We start from the raw sequence: 14,471 nt of genomic DNA, 5'->3' as shown, positions 1-14,471 counted from the left end.
CCGCCGTTCTCAGGCGTACGCGTCGAGGTCCTTGATCTGCGCGAACCCGAGCCCGTACGCGCTCATCCCCCGCCCGTACGCCCCCAGGTGCACGCCCGCCGCCGACCCGGCCAGGACCCAGCCGAACTCGGACTCGCGGTAGTGGAACGGCACCGGCACCCCGTCCACGGGCAGCGAGAGCGTCGTCCAGGCGGGCCCGTCGAGGTCGTCGGCGAGCTCGAAGGCCGTCTCGGTCTGCTGGTCCAGCCAGTGGTCGCGGGTCACGTGGTCCAGCGAGGCCGGCCAGGTGTGCACGAGCAGTCCGGAACCGGCCAGCCAGGCCGCGGAGGAGACCGTGGTGGCGTCGAGGACGCCCGTCCCGTCCCCGGTCCGCCGGACGGGGCTCGCCGCGACCGTCACGACGACGGCGAAACGCTCCTTCTCCGCACCGCTCGCGTCCGACCTTATCGACGGCGTGTCACCGTGCCCGATCGATCCGTGCTGCACGCTGCCGTCCGCCGCCGTGCCGACCTGCATCAGTCGCCGTGGCCCGGTGAAGGCCTCGTCGAGGCCGTACCAGGCGAAGGGCGCCCGCAGGAAGCCCTCGTCGATCCGCCGGGCCACGGGCATGCCCTCCACCCGGGTCGTGGTCTCCATCTCGGCCGCCTCCTCGTTCCGTCAACAGAGCGAGGATAGCCACCGGTACGCGCCGGGGCGGTGACAGCCCGTCGTCAGGTCGCGTCGGAGTCGTACGGGGGGCGCTCGGCGGCGCCCGGTTCGTCCCGCTTCTTGAGGAGGTCCGGGGTGCCCGCCGGCGTCCCGCCGGCCGCCGCCCCGCCGGTCGCCGAGCCGTTGACGGCGGGCAGGGTCTCGCGGCCGTGGACCGCGTCGGCGACCTCGTTCATCTCCTTCTTGAGGTCGAAGGTGCCGCGCAGGTCCTTGAGCTCCCTGAGGTCCTCGTTGTTCTCCAACTGCTTGCGGAGGAACGTCTTGGGGTTGAGGTCCTCGAACTCGAAGTCCTTGAACTCCGGTCCCAGCTCGCTGCGGATGTCGTTCTTCGCGCTGTCGGAGAACTCGCGGACCTTCCGGATGAAGCGCGAGACGTCCTGGATCACCTTCGGGAGCTTGTCCGGCCCGAAGACGAGCACGGCGAGGACCACGAGCGTCACCAGCTCGAGTGCGCCTATGTCGCTGAACACCTAGTAGCTCCTTCACGCCGGTCCGGGGCCCGGTCCACGGTACCCGCCGAAACTGCCGGGCGGGTACCTCGCGGTGTCCGCCGCATGGCGCTCAGGTGCCCTGCGAGGAGCCGAGCGTCAACGTCTTTGTCAGCTCTTTGCCGTCGCGGCGCAGGGTGAGCTCCAGACGGTCGCCGGGACGGTGGGCGCGGATCTTCACGATGAGCTCCTCGCCGTTGTGCACCCGCTGGCCGTCGACCTCGGTGATGACGTCGCCGGACCGGAGCCCCGCCCGGGCGGCCGGGCCGCCGGGCGTGACGGAGGCGGTGCCGTCCTTGCCCTTCTCGCCGACGCGGGCGCCGTCGCCGTTGTACTGCATGTCGAGGCTCACGCCGATGACCGGGTGGGTCGCCTTGCCGGTGCTGATGAGCTCCTCGGCGACCCGCTTGCCCTGGTTGATCGGTATGGCGAAGCCGAGGCCGATGGAGCCGGGCTGGCTCGCGCCCTCGCCCTCGCCGTCGCCGGAGCCGCCGGCCGCGCGGATCGCGCTGTTGATGCCGATGACCCGGGCCTTGGAATCGAGGAGGGGCCCGCCGGAGTTGCCGGGGTTGATGGGGGCGTCGGTCTGGAGCGCGTCGACGTAGCTGATGTCGCTGCCGTCGCCCTTCTCGCCGCCGGCGGTGATCGGGCGCTCCTTGGCGCTGATGATGCCGGAGGTCACGGTGTTGGAGAGGTCGAAGGGGGCGCCGATGGCGACGACGGGGTCGCCGACGCGCACGTTGTCGGAGTTGCCGAGGGGCAGGGCCTTGAGGCCGGAGACGCCGGTGACCTGGACGACGGCCAGGTCGTAGCCGGTGTCCTTGCCGACGAGCTTGGCGCGGGCGGTCTCGCCGCTGGAGAAGGTCACCGAGATGTCCGCGGAGGACCGGGCGCCGTCCACGACGTGGTTGTTGGTGAGGATGTGGCCCCGGGTGTCCAGGACGAAGCCGGTGCCGGTGCCGGACGAACCGCTGCCCTTGACGTGCAGGGTGACCACGCCGGGCAGGGCGCTGGCGGCGATCCCGGCCACGCTGTCGGGGGCGCGGCCGGTGTCCTCGGCGGCGGCCTGGGGCAGTTCGACGGCGGTGAGCCCGCCGTTGCGCTCGACGTACGCACCGATGCCGCCGCCGATGACGCCGGTGATCAGAGCGAAGACGAGCGCCCCGGCGACGGCGAGCCCCTTGCGGGACCGCTTCGCGGGCGGGGGTGGGAAGGCGGGCCCGCCGACGCCCCAGGGGTCGTACTGCCCCCAGGGCGCGGGCCCCTGCGGGTGCGGCTGGTGCTGGGGGTGCGCCTGGGGCGGTACGGGGCCCTGCTGGGGCGGTACGGGGGACGGGGGCCGCTGCACGGGCGGCGCGGGCGCCCACGGCCCGGGCTCGCCGTAGGGCGGCGTCCGGTACTCGTCGGGGGCGTGCAGGGGCCGGGCGGCGGCCTGCGGCTGCTCCTGCGGCGCGGGGGCGGCCTCGGTCGCCGGGGCCCGGTCCTGCTCCTGTGCCGGTTCCCGGTCCTGCGGCTCACCCTTGGTCAGGACGACGGAGGGGGCGACGGCCTCGGGGTCGGTCCCGGCGGCTCCGGCGGGCGCGATGGCCTCGGGGCCGGCCGGGGCGGTCGCCGTCGGCGGCTCCGGGGCCGTCGGCGGCTGTGGTGCGGGCAGGGGAAAGTCGCCGTCGCCCTCACCGGACGGAGACGGCGCGGGTATCCGCGCCGCCTCCGGTGTGCTCGAAGGACGGCTCCACCAGTTCGGCTTCCCGTTGTTCATGCTCTCCCCGCAACCGCTGACCCGTCCGCGCCCCTGGGTCGGGCGCCACTCCCCCTGGATTCAACCAGGTCGCGGGTCAACGGGGGGAGCCGAGCGGCCCGGTCGTCGGGCCCGGCGCCGGACCGGGTCCGGGAGCGAGGGCCGGCGGAAGGACCACCGGACCCGCCGCCCGCACGAACGGAGAGAGGGGGAGTGGGGGACGGGAAGGCGGGTATGCGAGGCCCACGGCCACCCGGGGCGAGACGAAGGAGTGCCCGGCCGTCAACGGGACCACGGCCGCCACGGGACCCCGCGGAACCGCCGCCGGGGCGAGCGCGGCGAGCGGCTCGGCGGCGACGAGCGCCTGGGCGCCCGTGCGCTCGCCGGAGCGCGTGCCGCGGGCGAGGGGCGTGCCCGTGCCGCCGCCCGCGGTGGTGGTGCGCAGCGGGGTGACCGCGCTGCCCGTGCCCTGGGCGCCGCGCCCGGCCGCGCTCACCGACGCGTCCAGCGGCAGCGTGCCGCCGAGGGCGATGGCCGCGAACGAGACGGCGCTGGCCGCCGCGAAGGCGAACCGCCGACCGCGTCCGCCGGATCCCGGGGAGCGGTCACCGACCTCGTGTATGCGGAAGCCCGTGGCGGGTCCCCCGGGGTGCGGGGTGACGGCCGCCGCCGTGGCGAAGCCGTCCGACTTCACCCCCCGGGTGCCGAGGAGTTCCTCGAAGGGGCTTTTGGGACCCCCGGAACCCCTGAGGCCGCCCGGGCCGCCCGGGCCGCCGAAGCCCCCGGGATCCCCCGACGGTTCGCCGGGTCCTCCCGGAAGTCCCTGGAGGCGGGCGAGGAAGCCCTCGGAGGGCGGTGGGGGCGCCGCGGAGGCGAAGACGCTCTTGAGGGTGCGCTGCGCGTCGGCCTCGGCCTTGCAGCGGGCGCAGGTCGCCAGGTGGGCGAGGACCCGCTCGCGGGCGTCGTGCCCCAGCTCGCCGTCGACGAGCGCGGCGAGCCGGTCCCCGAGGTGGTGCTCCGCGGGGGTCGGTGACGTGGGGAGTGTGCCGCTCACGCTGTGCCCGCCTCCCATCCGACGGAGGCGAGCGCACGCTCCGCCCGGGCCTCGGGCGAGCGGTGCTTGAGCGCCTTGCGGAGGTGGGAGCGCCCGCGGTGGATCCGGCTGCGGACGGTGCCGAGCTTCACGCCGAGGGTCGCGGCGATCTCCTCGTACGACAGTCCTTCGATGTCGCAGAGGACGACGGCCGCGCGGAACTCGGGCGCGAGGGTGTCGAGGGCCTGCTGCACGTCGGCGTCGAAGTGCGTGTCGTTGAAGGCCTGCTGCGGCGAGGGCTCGCGGCTGGGCAGCCGCTCGGCGGCGTCGTCGGCGAGCGCGTCGAAGCGGATGCGCTGCTTGCGGCGGACCATGTCGAGGAAGAGGTTGGTGGTGATGCGGTGGAGCCAGCCCTCGAAGGTGCCCGGCGTGTACGTCGACAGCGAGCGGAAGACGCGGACGAAGACCTCCTGGGTGAGGTCCTCGGCGTCGTGCTGGTTGCCCGTGAGGCGGTAGGCGAGGCGGTAGACCCGGCCACTGTGCGTGCTGACGATCTCCTCCCAGGTGGGAGGGGTCCACGCCTGCGATTCCGCATCCGATGCGAAGGTCGCCGTGGTGGGTGCGGAGTCCGCGGTGCGGGAACGGTCAGCGGTGTCGGTCACGGATTTCGGCTCACCCGCCGACCTGAGAAGGCGCCGAAGCACTCCTCCCCGATCCCCAGGCGCAGCCGCACCTCCCCTGTCGGCTCTGGTGGTGTCCAGTGGAGCCCCTACCATAGCCACCTCGCCCGTTAGTTCCGGATAAGAATCTTTACGCGAATTTGGAACCGGCTCGCCCGGCTGCCTCCGTCGCGTCCCTCCCCTGGTGAACGCCCGGTCCCATCTGCGGGTTCCCGCCGGCAGCGGATACAGTCACCGTTGCGTCAACTACGGGGACAGGAGAGGGCCATTACCGCCAACCGGCAGACGAGCTGGGCGTTCGCCGACGCCTTTGTCGCCGAGGACGAAGCACTGCGCTGGGCCCGTGAGCGGGCCCACGAGGCAGGGCTCCCCTCGGTGTCGCCGGGCACCGGCGGGGCGCTGCGCCTGCTCGCCGCGACGGCGGACGCCAAGGCGGTGGCGGAGATCGGCACCGGTACGGGCGTGTCGGGCATCTACCTGCTGCTCGGGATGCGGCCGGACGGGGTCCTGACGACCGTGGACCTCCAGCCGGAGCGGCAGCAGGTGGCCAAGACGGCCTTCCGCGCGGCGGGCTTCGCGGGCAACCGGGCCCGGTTCATCCCCGGCCGCGCCCTGGACGTGCTGCCCCGGCTCGCGGACGGCGGGTACGACCTCGTGTTCTGCGACGGCGACCGGCTCGAGTACCTGGACTACCTCGCTGAATCGTTGCGCCTGCTGCGACCCGGGGGCCTGGTCTGCTTCGAGGGCGTCTTCGCGGACGGCCGGACGATCGACTCGTCGGCGCAGCCGGCGGAGGTCCAGCGGGTCCGCGAGCTGCTGCGGGCGGTGCGGGAGAGCCAGGACCTGGTGGCCTCGCTGCTGCCGGTGGGCGACGGCCTGCTGTGCGCGGTGCGCCGCGGCTGACCGGTTCCACCGGTCCCGGAGCCGTACCCCTTTCCGAAGGGACCGCCCCCTGAGGCCGTACGGATCCCGGAGACACCGCCGCCCCGGCACGGCGGACCGTGCCGGGGCGGCGGTGGAAATCCTGGAGAGAGGGTCAGCCGACGACCTTCTTGAGGGCGTCGCCGAGTGCCTCGGCCTCGTCGGGAGTCAGCTCGACGACAAGCCGACCGCCGCCTTCGAGCGGAACGCGCATGACGATGCCCCGCCCCTCCTTGGTCACCTCGAGCGGGCCGTCACCCGTCCGCGGCTTCATGGCCGCCATGCTTGTTCCCCTTCCTGAAACCAGCCCATCGGCAACCGGGCAGCTCCTTGGTGTGGAGCACGCGTCACCGGCTTCGAACACATTGCTTCCAGGTCATTATCCCGCATGGCAGGACCCGATGACCAACATCGAATGGCATCGCTTGCGCAACGCGCTCTCTCATAACCCCACATTTCGGCGATCGGCCTGCGATACTTCGCCGCCCGGCGTCCGGTCGGCCACCCCCTTTCTTTGACGCAGCTCACATGTGCGGCGGGGGTGATCTCCGCCATGCTGTGCTGGTCAACCACGCGACGAGGCGGAGGAAACCCATGGCCGACACGGTGCTGTACGAGGTGAGCGACGGGCTCGCCACCATCACGCTCAACCGGCCCGAGGCCATGAACGCCCTGAACGTGGCGACCAAGGTCGCCCTCAGGGACGCGGCGGAGACGGCCGCGTCGGACCCCGCCGTACGGGCGGTGCTGCTCACGGCGGCCGGGGACCGGGCGTTCTGCGTCGGGCAGGACCTGAAGGAGCACGTGGGGCTGCTCCTGGCGGACCAGGAGTCCGGCACGCGCGACACCATGAACACGGTCCGCGACCACTACAACCCGATCGTCCGGGCGTTCGCCGGCATGCGGAAGCCGGTGGTCGCGGGCGTGAACGGCGTCGCGGCGGGGGCCGGCTTCGGCTTCGCGCTCGCGGCGGACTACCGGGTGGTCGCGGAGACGGCCTCCTTCAACACCTCCTTCGCGGGCGTCGCGCTCACCGCCGACTCGGGCGTGTCCTGGACGCTGCCGCGCCTGATCGGCGCGAGCCGCGCCTCCGACCTGCTGCTCTTCCCGCGCTCGATCAGTGCCCGGGAAGCGTACGAGCTGGGCATCGCGAACCGCCTGGTCCCGGCCGCCGACCTCGCCGCCGAGGCCGCGAAGACGGCCCGCGCCCTCGCGGACGGCCCGACGGTGGCGTACGCGGCCCTGAAGGAGTCCCTCGCGTACGGCGCCGACCACTCGCTCTCCGAGGCCCTGGACAAGGAGGAGGAGCTCCAGACCCTGGCGGGCGCGTCGGAGGACCACACCATCGCGGTCCGCGCCTTCGTCGCCAAGGAGAAGCCGGTCTACCTGGGCCGCTAGACGGTCTCCGCCGGGGCCTTCCCCGGGGTGGCGGCGAGGCCGCCGCCCCGGGCCGCGCAGTCCGCGAGGTGGTCGTCGACCAGGCCGCAGGCCTGCATCAGGGCGTAGGCCGTGGTGGGGCCGACGAAGCGGACGCCGCGCTTCTTGAGGGCCTTGGACAGGGCCGTGGACTCGTCGGTGACCGCCGGGACGTCGGCGAACGTGCGCGGGGCCGGGCGGGTCGCCGGATCGGGGGCGTACGACCAGATCAGGGCGTCGAGTTCGCCCGGCTCCCAGGTGGCGAGCAGCTTCGCGTTGGCGAGGGTGGCGTCGATCTTGGCCCGGTTGCGGATGATGCCCGCGTCCAGGAGGAGCCGCTCGCGGTCCGCGTCGCCGAAGGCCGCGACGGCGGCGATGCCGAAGTCCGCGAAGGCGCGCCGGAAGCCCTCGCGGCGGCGCAGGATGGTGATCCAGGACAGGCCCGACTGGAAGGCCTCCAGGCAGAGGCGCTCGAAGAGCGCGTCGTCGCCGTGGACCGGGCGGCCCCACTCCTCGTCGTGGTACGCCACGTAGTCCTCGGTCGACAGGCCCCAGGGGCAGCGCGCGAGGCCGTCCGGGCCGATGAGCGTCCCCGTGCCGGTCACGGGCGGCCGCCTTCGGCGTCGCCGGAGCCGGGGAGGGGACGGGAGCCGGAGCCGGGGAGGGGATCGGAGCCGGAGGCGGGACCGGAGTCCGAGCCGGAGCCGGGACCCGAGCCGGAGGCGGGACCGAGGCCCGGACCCGTGCCCCCTCCCCCGCCCGTGAGCGCCTCCTCAAGTTCCGCGATCCGGGCGTCCCGCTCGGCCAGCTCCGCGCCGAGGCGGACCAGGACGTCGTCCACGTCCGCCATCCGGTAACCCCGGGCGGCGACCGGGAGGCGGAGCGCCTCGACGTCGGCGCGGTCGACCGGCCGGGCGACCGGCAGGGGGTCGACGAGCTGCTCGGGCGCCGCCTCGGACAGCACCTCGCTCTCACCGCCGCCGACCACGGCCAGGGTCACCGCGGCGACGACCACGACCATCGTGATGAGCAGAAACCAGAACACCTGCGTGCCTCTTCCCGGAGTGGAAACCGTCCGGTGCCGATCGTGCCATGCGTCACCGACGGTTAGGGTCGCAGGCGAACGGACGCGAGGGAGGACAAGAGGGATGCTGCGCTTGGGACGGCGTGAGTTCGGGCCGCACGAGCCGGTGGTCATGGCGATCGTGAACCGGACCCCGGACTCCTTCTACGACCGGGGCGCGACCTTCCTGGACGAGCCCGCGCTCGCCCGGGTCGAGCAGGCCGTGGCCGAGGGGGCGGCGATCGTCGACATCGGCGGGGTGAAGGCGGGCCCCGGCGAGGAGGTGACGGCCGAGGAGGAGGCGCGGCGCACGGTCGGCTTCGTCGCCGAGGTCCGCAGGCGCCACCCGGACGTGGTGATCAGCGTGGACACCTGGCGGGCGGACGTCGGCGAGGCGGTCTGCGAGGCCGGGGCGGACGTCCTGAACGACGCGTGGGGCGGGGTCGACCCGCGGCTCGCGGAGGTGGCGGCGACGTACGGGGCGGGGCTCGTCTGCACCCACGCGGGGGGCGCGGAGCCGCGGACCCGGCCGCACCGGGTGGAGTACGAGGACGTGATGGCCGACGTCCTGCGGGTGACCGTGGGCCTCGCGGAGCGGGCGGCCGCGCTGGGGGTGCGCCGCGACGGGATCATGATCGACCCGGGACACGACTTCGGGAAGAACACCCGGCACAGCCTGGAGGCGACCCGGCGGCTCGGCGAGATGGCGGAGACCGGCTGGCCGGTGCTGGTGTCCCTGTCCAACAAGGACTTCGTGGGCGAGACCCTGGACCGCCCGGTGCAGGAGCGGCTGCTCGGCACCCTGGCGACGACGGCCGTCTCCGCGTGGCTGGGGGCCCGGGTGTACCGGGTGCACGAGGTCGCGGAGACCAGGCAGGTGCTGGACATGGTGGCGTCCATCGCCGGTCACCGTCCGCCGGCCGTGGCGCGGCGCGGACTGGCGTAGGGCGGCGAGAGGGGGCGCCGCGGTACGGCGCCCCCGGAAGCGGACCGGTCCTACTTGCCGGTCTCCTTGCTCACCAGCGCGACCGCCTCCTCCACGTCGTCCGTGACGTGGAAGAGCAGCAGGTCCTGCTCCGCGGCCTTGCCGCCCGCGACGACCGCGTCGCGCAGCCAGTCGACGAGACCCTTCCAGTACTCCGTCCCGAACAGGACGATCGGGAAGCGGGTGACCTTGCGGGTCTGCACCAGGGTGAGCGCCTCGAAGAGCTCGTCGAGGGTGCCGAGGCCGCCGGGCAGCACCACGAACCCCTGGGCGTACTTCACGAACATCGTCTTCCTGACGAAGAAGTACCGGAAGTTCATGCCGATGTCGACGTACGGGTTGAGGCCCTGTTCGAAGGGCAGCTCGATGCCGAGGCCGACCGAGACGCCCTTGGCCTCGCTGGCGCCCTTGTTGGCCGCCTCCATGGCGCCGGGGCCGCCGCCCGTGATGACCGCGAAGCCCGCCTCGACGAGAGCCCGGCCGAGCCGCACGCCCGCCTCGTACTCGGGCGAGTCCGGCTTGGTGCGGGCCGAGCCGAAGACGCTGATCGCGCTCGGCAGTTCGGCGAGGGCGCCGAACCCCTCGACGAACTCGGACTGGATGCGCATGACCCGCCAGGGGTCGGTGTGCACCCATTCCGAGTCGCCCTCGGTGTCGAGCAGCCGCTGGTCCGCCGTGCCCGGCTGGACCTGGTCCCTGCGCCTGAGCACCGGGCCCTGACGCTGCTCCTCGGGCTTCGCCACTCCCTCGGGAATGCCCATGGCCTGCTCCCTCCGCCGACCGGCGGCCCGTCGTGGACCGCCGACTGATCTTCTGGTCCGGTCAGGGTAGGACGACACAGGTGACGAAACGCGAAATTACGGAAGTCGGGCAGTCAGCCAGTCGCGGAGCCGGGCCTCGCAGTGGTGGATCCGCTCGACGACGACGTGCTCGTCCCGCTTGTGCGCGTACGTGGGATCGCCGGGCCCGTAGTTGACGGCGGGGACGCCGAGGGCGCTGAAGCGGGAGACGTCGGTCCAGCCGAACTTGGGGTGCGCGCTGCCGCCGACGGCCTTCATGAAGGCCTCCGCGGCGGGGTGGGAGAGGCCGGGCAGGGCGCCGGGGCTCTCGTCGTCGACGACGAGTTCGGCGACGTCGCAGTCGGCGAAGACCTCGCGGACGTGGGCCAGGGCCTCGGCCGGGGAGCGGTCGGGCGCGTACCGGTAGTTGACGGTGACGGCGCAGGCGTCGGGGATGACGTTGGTGGCGACGCCGCCCTCGATCGCCACGGCGTTGAGGCCCTCGTGGTACTCCAGGCCGTCGATGACCGGCTTGCGCGGCTCGTACGCGGCGAGGCGGGCGAGGATGGGGGCGGCGGCGTGGACGGCGTTGGAGCCCATCCAGGAGCGGGCGGAGTGGGCGCGCTCGCCGGCCGTGTGCAGGATGACGCGGAGGGTGCCCTGGCAGCCGCCCTCGACCTGGCCGTCGGAGGGTTCGAGGAGGACCGCGAAGTCGCCCTCCAGCCACTCGGGGTGCGCGGCGGCGATCTTCCCGAGGCCGTTGAGGTCGGCGGCGACCTCCTCGTTGTCGTAGAAGACGAAGGTGAGGTCCCGGTTGGGCTCGGGGACGGTGGCGGCGATCCGGAGCTGGACGGCGACGCCGGACTTCATGTCGGAGGTGCCGCAGCCCCACAGGACGCCGTCCTCGTCGAGGCGCGAGGGCACGTTGTCCGCGATCGGGACGGTGTCGACGTGCCCGGCGAGCACGACCCGCTCCGCGCGGCCGAGCGTCGTGCGGGCGACGACGTTGTTGCCGTACCGGTCGACGGTGAGGTGCGGCAGGGCGCGCAGGGCCCGCTCGATCGCGTCGGCGAGCGGCTTCTCGGTCCCGCTGACGGACGGGAGGTCGACGAGGGCTGCGGTGAGCGCGGCCCCGTCCAGGGACAGGTCGAGGGGGGCGTCGAGCGGGGTGATGTCAGCCATATGCCGACCCTAACCCGGCCTCCAGTACGGTGGGCCCCGTGTCCGAGCCCATCCGCCCCGCCCGCCGTGGCCGCCTCGCCCGTTCCGGGGTCGCCTTCGCCGTGCTCATCGGCCTCGCCTCGTACGTCGGCCTCCACCAGACGACGGGGAGCAGGGGCACTCCGCGGTGCGCCGTGGGCGGCGGCGACCACCGGTACGAGTTCACTCCGGAGCAGGCGTCCAACGCGGCGACGATCTCGGCCGTGGGCACCACCCGGGGGCTGCCGGAGCGGGCGGTGACGATCGCGCTCGCGACGGCGCTCCAGGAGTCGGCGCTGCGGAACATCGGGCACGGCGACCGGGACTCGCTCGGCCTCTTCCAGCAGCGTCCCTCGATGGGCTGGGGGACGCCGGCGCAGATCATGGACCCGGTGTACTCGGCGGGGAGGTTCTACGAGGGCCTGGAGAAGGTCCCGGGATACTCGCGGCTGCCGCTGACGGTGGCGGCGCAGAAGGTGCAGAAGAGCGGCTTCCCGCAGGCGTACGCGAAGCACGAGCCGGACGCCGCGCTGCTCGCCGCGGCCCTGACGGGCCGGACGCCGGCCGGCCTCTCCTGCACGGCGGACCCGGCGAAGGGCCGGCCGGGCGATCCCCGCCGGGTGCGCGCGGAGCTGGTACGGGCCTTCGGCGAGCGGGCGGCCCCGACGGTGGTGAGCGGCGGCCCGAGCGCGGGCCGGTCGGCGACGGGTCCGACGGTCCTCGTGGTGCCGGTGCGGCCGGTGGCGGGCGCGGGGCCCGGCGCGGACGAGCGGCGCGGCTGGGAGCTGGCGCAGTGGGCGGTGGCCCGGGCGGAGGTCCTGCGCATCGCGGAGGTCTCCTACCGGGACCGGGTCTGGCGCGCGGGCGAGGCCCTCGGCGGCTGGTCGAAGACCTCGGGCACCCCGGCGGGCGGCGATTCCGTCCGCGTGCGGCTGGCGGAGTAGCGGGAGATGCAGGGGACGCCCCGCGCACCGCGAACGGACCGCGGGGCGCGGTACTGACGCGTCTGCGCGGCGGCGTGCGCGGCGTGCCGGGAGCACTCGCGGGACGGTCGGACGCGGGACACGAGGTGCGGGGCACACTCGCGGGGCGGTCGAGCGCGAGAACGCGACTCGCGCGGTGATCGGACCGGGGCGTACGGGCGTTCCCCGCCTCACTCGGCCGGGGTACGGGGCCGAGGCGGGGCGCGGCGAATTCGGCGGGGGTTCCGGGCGGTTTTCCCGGAGGCTGGCACAGACCCTCAATTCTCTTTCCCCGCAAGGGAAGTGACGGTTCGCCAGGCGGCCACGCAATGACGCGTTCGTCCATTTTCCTCCCCGCCCGGCCCTGCGCCGCATTGCCAATTCTTTACCTCGGGCCGCCGCAACCTCTCCCTCCCCAGGGCCGGTTGTCACTGCGTCCGAACGCACACGTCGCACCTCGTCGAAGGAGCACCATGTCCCTCCCCCTGACCCGTCGGATCGCCCGCGCCGCCCTCATCGTCGCGGCCGGAGCAGCCCCCGTGGTCGGTGCGGCCGGCTCCGCGAGCGCCCTCGACCACGGCCTCGCGCCGGCCGGCGCCCTCGGCAGCCTGACCGCCGTGGACGTCGCCGAAGCGGGCAGCACCCTCGACGGCGCCTCGCGGTCCACCTCCGGCGTCGTCGGCCAGGCCGGCGAGGCCGCCGCCCCGGTCGCCGAGAAGGTCGCCGGCGACACCGCCGGCAGCACGGCGGGCAAGGTCGTCGGCAAGACCGCCGGCGCGGCCGCCGAGAGCGCCGAGGGCCCGACCGGCGGCGCCCTGGGCGGCGGCCTGCCGACCGGCCAGATGCTGGGCGGCCTGCCCCTCGGCGGCTGACCCTCCGCACGGAACGCCGGAAGGGCCCCGGGAGCGCACACCGCGCTCCCGGGGCCCTTCCCCGTGCGTCCGGCTCAGCCCAGGCGCTTGACGGCCGCCTCGACCCGCTCGTCCGTCGCCGTGAACGCCACCCGCACGAACCGCTCCCCGGCCTCGCCGTAGAAGTCGCCGGGCGCCACCAGGACGCCCTTCTCCGCCAGGTACGCCACCGTCTCCCAGCAGGGCTCGTCGCGGGTCGCCCACAGGTACAGGCTGGCCTCGCTGTGCTCGATCCGGAAGCCGTGGGCCTCCAGGGCCGTCCGCAGCGCCGCCCGCCGGGCCGCGTACCGCGCGCGCTGCTCGGCCACGTGCGCGTCGTCGCCGAGCGCCGCGACGGTCGCGGCCTGCACCGGGGCCGCGGTCATCATGCCGCCGTGCTTGCGGATCCGGAGCAGCTCGCCGAGCACGGCCGGGTCGCCCGCGATGAACGCGGCCCGGTAACCGGCCAGGTTGGAGCGCTTGGAGAGCGAGTGGACGGCGACGATCCCCTCGTACGAACCGCCGTTGACGTCCGGGTGCAGGACGGAGACCGGGTCGGCCTCCCAGCCCAGCTCCAGGTAGCACTCGTCGGAGAAGAGCAGGACGCCGTGCTCGCGCGCCCAGGCCACGATCCGGGTCAGCTCGTCCTTGCCGAGGACCTTCCCGGTCGGGTTGGACGGGGAGTTGAGCCAGAGCAGCTTCAGGCCGGCCGGGTCCAGCTCGGTGGGGTCGTCGTACACCACGGGCTCCGCGCCGCAGAGCCGCGCGCCGACCTCGTACGTCGGGTAGGCGAGCCGCGGGTAGGCGACCCGGTCCCCCGCGCCGAGCCCCCACTGCGTCGGCAGCCAGGCCACCAGCTCCTTGGAGCCGACGACCGGGAGGACGTTCTCGTGGACGAGGCCCACCGCGCCGAGGCGCCGCTCGCACCAGCCGGTGAGCGCGTCCCGCAGCTCCGGCGTCCCCCAGACGGTGGGATAGCCCGGCGAGTCCACCGCCGCCACCAGGGCCTCCTGGATCACGGCGGGGACCGGGTCGACGGGCGTGCCGACGGACAGGTCCACGATCCCGTCCGGGTGCGCCAGGGCCGTCTTCTTGTACGGCTCCAGCTTGTCCCAGGGGAAGACGGGGAGGCGCGAAGAGACTGCGCTCACGGGTTGGCTCACTTCCTCGTACCAGTGCGTACGGACTGACGGGCTCGGACCGGCCGTCTCGGGAAACGCGTCGGCCCCGCACGGCGGTGGGCGCCGTGCGGGACCGGATGCGGTCGATCAGCCGTTCTGCGGCGGCAGGGCGGCGACGAACGGGTGGTCCCGCTCGATCTCGCCGAGCTTGGAGGCACCACCGGGCGAACCGAGCTCGTCGAAGAACTCGACGTTCGCCTTGTAGTAGTCCTTCCACTCCTCCGGGGTGTCGTCCTCGTAGAAGATCGCCTCGACCGGGCAGACCGGCTCACAGGCCCCGCAGTCGACGCATTCGTCCGGGTGGATGTACAAGGACCGCTTGCCCTCGTAGATGCAGTCGACGGGGCACTCCTCGATGCACGCCTTGTCCTTGACGTCGACACAAGGCTGCGCGATGACGTAGGTCACGCTGTCGTTCCTCCTCGAT

At 73.8% G+C, this 14,471-nt stretch carries 17 protein-coding genes; 5 read left to right on the top strand and 12 right to left on the bottom strand.

What is annotated here, in order from left to right; all coding sequences use genetic code 11:
* Positions 1–9: 9 nt before the first annotated feature.
* The 5 genes from ACFYNX_RS18425 to sigE form a co-directional block, all read right to left on the bottom strand.
* Positions 10–636, bottom strand: a complete 627-nt coding sequence (locus ACFYNX_RS18425; RefSeq protein ID WP_365541160.1) for a hypothetical protein — start codon at positions 634–636, stop codon at positions 10–12.
* Positions 637–710: 74 nt separating this feature from the next.
* Entirely contained in the window at positions 711–1,178 is a 468-nt protein-coding gene (locus ACFYNX_RS18420; RefSeq protein ID WP_388662504.1) for a sec-independent translocase, read from the bottom strand.
* Between the two features lie 91 nt (positions 1,179–1,269).
* The gene (locus ACFYNX_RS18415; protein ID WP_388662502.1) at positions 1,270–2,955 is read right to left on the bottom strand and encodes a trypsin-like peptidase domain-containing protein; all 1,686 of its coding nucleotides are present in this window, start codon (positions 2,953–2,955) and stop codon (positions 1,270–1,272) included.
* Between the two features lie 76 nt (positions 2,956–3,031).
* Positions 3,032–3,988 carry an anti-sigma factor family protein gene (locus tag ACFYNX_RS18410; protein WP_388662500.1) on the bottom strand — a complete coding sequence of 319 codons (957 nt, stop codon included), beginning with the start codon at positions 3,986–3,988 and terminating at the stop codon, positions 3,032–3,034.
* Positions 3,985–4,743, bottom strand: a complete 759-nt coding sequence (gene sigE / locus ACFYNX_RS18405) for an RNA polymerase sigma factor SigE (RefSeq protein ID WP_125657747.1) — start codon at positions 4,741–4,743, stop codon at positions 3,985–3,987. The genes ACFYNX_RS18410 and sigE overlap by 4 nt, the downstream gene beginning before the upstream one ends.
* A gap of 141 nt (positions 4,744–4,884) precedes the next feature.
* Here sigE and ACFYNX_RS18400 point away from each other — a divergent pair, with 141 nt between their 5' ends.
* Entirely contained in the window at positions 4,885–5,550 is a 666-nt protein-coding gene (locus ACFYNX_RS18400; RefSeq protein ID WP_125657744.1) for an O-methyltransferase, read from the top strand.
* A gap of 133 nt (positions 5,551–5,683) precedes the next feature.
* Here ACFYNX_RS18400 and ACFYNX_RS18395 read toward each other — a convergent pair whose 3' ends face one another.
* A complete protein-coding gene (locus ACFYNX_RS18395; protein ID WP_009997451.1) occupies positions 5,684–5,851 on the bottom strand; it encodes a DUF3117 domain-containing protein in 168 nt (55 codons plus the stop codon).
* A gap of 311 nt (positions 5,852–6,162) precedes the next feature.
* Here ACFYNX_RS18395 and ACFYNX_RS18390 point away from each other — a divergent pair, with 311 nt between their 5' ends.
* Positions 6,163–6,966: an enoyl-CoA hydratase/isomerase family protein gene (locus ACFYNX_RS18390; protein ID WP_388662497.1), complete on the top strand. Its 804-nt coding sequence runs from the start codon at positions 6,163–6,165 to the stop codon at positions 6,964–6,966.
* Here the strand turns inward: ACFYNX_RS18390 and ACFYNX_RS18385 are convergent.
* Both ACFYNX_RS18385 and ACFYNX_RS18380 read right to left on the bottom strand, forming a co-directional pair.
* The gene (locus ACFYNX_RS18385; RefSeq protein WP_365541152.1) at positions 6,963–7,589 is read right to left on the bottom strand and encodes a DNA-3-methyladenine glycosylase I; all 627 of its coding nucleotides are present in this window, start codon (positions 7,587–7,589) and stop codon (positions 6,963–6,965) included. The two genes, ACFYNX_RS18390 and ACFYNX_RS18385, sit on opposite strands and share 4 nt — an antisense overlap.
* A complete protein-coding gene (locus ACFYNX_RS18380) occupies positions 7,586–8,029 on the bottom strand; it encodes a hypothetical protein (RefSeq protein ID WP_388662495.1) in 444 nt (147 codons plus the stop codon). Before ACFYNX_RS18380 ends, ACFYNX_RS18385 begins: the two co-directional genes overlap by 4 nt.
* Before the next feature lie 103 nt (positions 8,030–8,132).
* On the opposite strand from ACFYNX_RS18380, the gene folP reads away from it, so the two are divergent.
* Positions 8,133–8,993 (top strand): dihydropteroate synthase, encoded by an 861-nt coding sequence (folP, locus tag ACFYNX_RS18375; protein ID WP_125657732.1) that lies wholly within the window; start codon positions 8,133–8,135, stop codon positions 8,991–8,993.
* 50 nt (positions 8,994–9,043) lie between these two features.
* Here the strand turns inward: folP and ACFYNX_RS18370 are convergent, their stop codons facing one another.
* Positions 9,044–9,793 (bottom strand): TIGR00730 family Rossman fold protein, encoded by a 750-nt coding sequence (locus ACFYNX_RS18370; protein WP_121833362.1) that lies wholly within the window; start codon positions 9,791–9,793, stop codon positions 9,044–9,046.
* Between the two features lie 96 nt (positions 9,794–9,889).
* Positions 9,890–10,993 carry a succinyl-diaminopimelate desuccinylase gene (gene dapE / locus ACFYNX_RS18365; protein ID WP_388662492.1) on the bottom strand — a complete coding sequence of 368 codons (1,104 nt, stop codon included), beginning with the start codon at positions 10,991–10,993 and terminating at the stop codon, positions 9,890–9,892.
* A 29-nt stretch (positions 10,994–11,022) separates the two neighbouring features.
* Here dapE and ACFYNX_RS18360 point away from each other — a divergent pair, with 29 nt between their 5' ends.
* On the top strand, positions 11,023–11,955 hold the full coding sequence (locus tag ACFYNX_RS18360; RefSeq protein ID WP_388662490.1) for a hypothetical protein: 933 nt from the start codon (positions 11,023–11,025) through the stop codon (positions 11,953–11,955).
* Positions 11,956–12,446: 491 nt separating this feature from the next.
* Positions 12,447–12,845 carry an ATP-binding protein gene (locus ACFYNX_RS18355; protein WP_365541143.1) on the top strand — a complete coding sequence of 133 codons (399 nt, stop codon included), beginning with the start codon at positions 12,447–12,449 and terminating at the stop codon, positions 12,843–12,845.
* Positions 12,846–12,919: 74 nt separating this feature from the next.
* On the opposite strand, the gene dapC is transcribed toward ACFYNX_RS18355, so the two are convergent.
* Together dapC and fdxA are read right to left on the bottom strand one after the other, a co-directional pair.
* Positions 12,920–14,014 carry a succinyldiaminopimelate transaminase gene (gene dapC, locus ACFYNX_RS18350; protein WP_365541142.1) on the bottom strand — a complete coding sequence of 365 codons (1,095 nt, stop codon included), beginning with the start codon at positions 14,012–14,014 and terminating at the stop codon, positions 12,920–12,922.
* Positions 14,015–14,131: 117 nt separating this feature from the next.
* Positions 14,132–14,452 carry a ferredoxin gene (gene fdxA, locus ACFYNX_RS18345; protein WP_053640884.1) on the bottom strand — a complete coding sequence of 107 codons (321 nt, stop codon included), beginning with the start codon at positions 14,450–14,452 and terminating at the stop codon, positions 14,132–14,134.
* Between the last annotated feature and the right edge of the window lie 19 nt (positions 14,453–14,471).

It is taken from the genome of Streptomyces sp. NPDC007872 (assembly GCF_042868165.1).
Taxonomy (GTDB): domain Bacteria; phylum Actinomycetota; class Actinomycetes; order Streptomycetales; family Streptomycetaceae; genus Streptomyces.
This window is presented reverse-complemented; position numbering and strand designations above follow the sequence as displayed.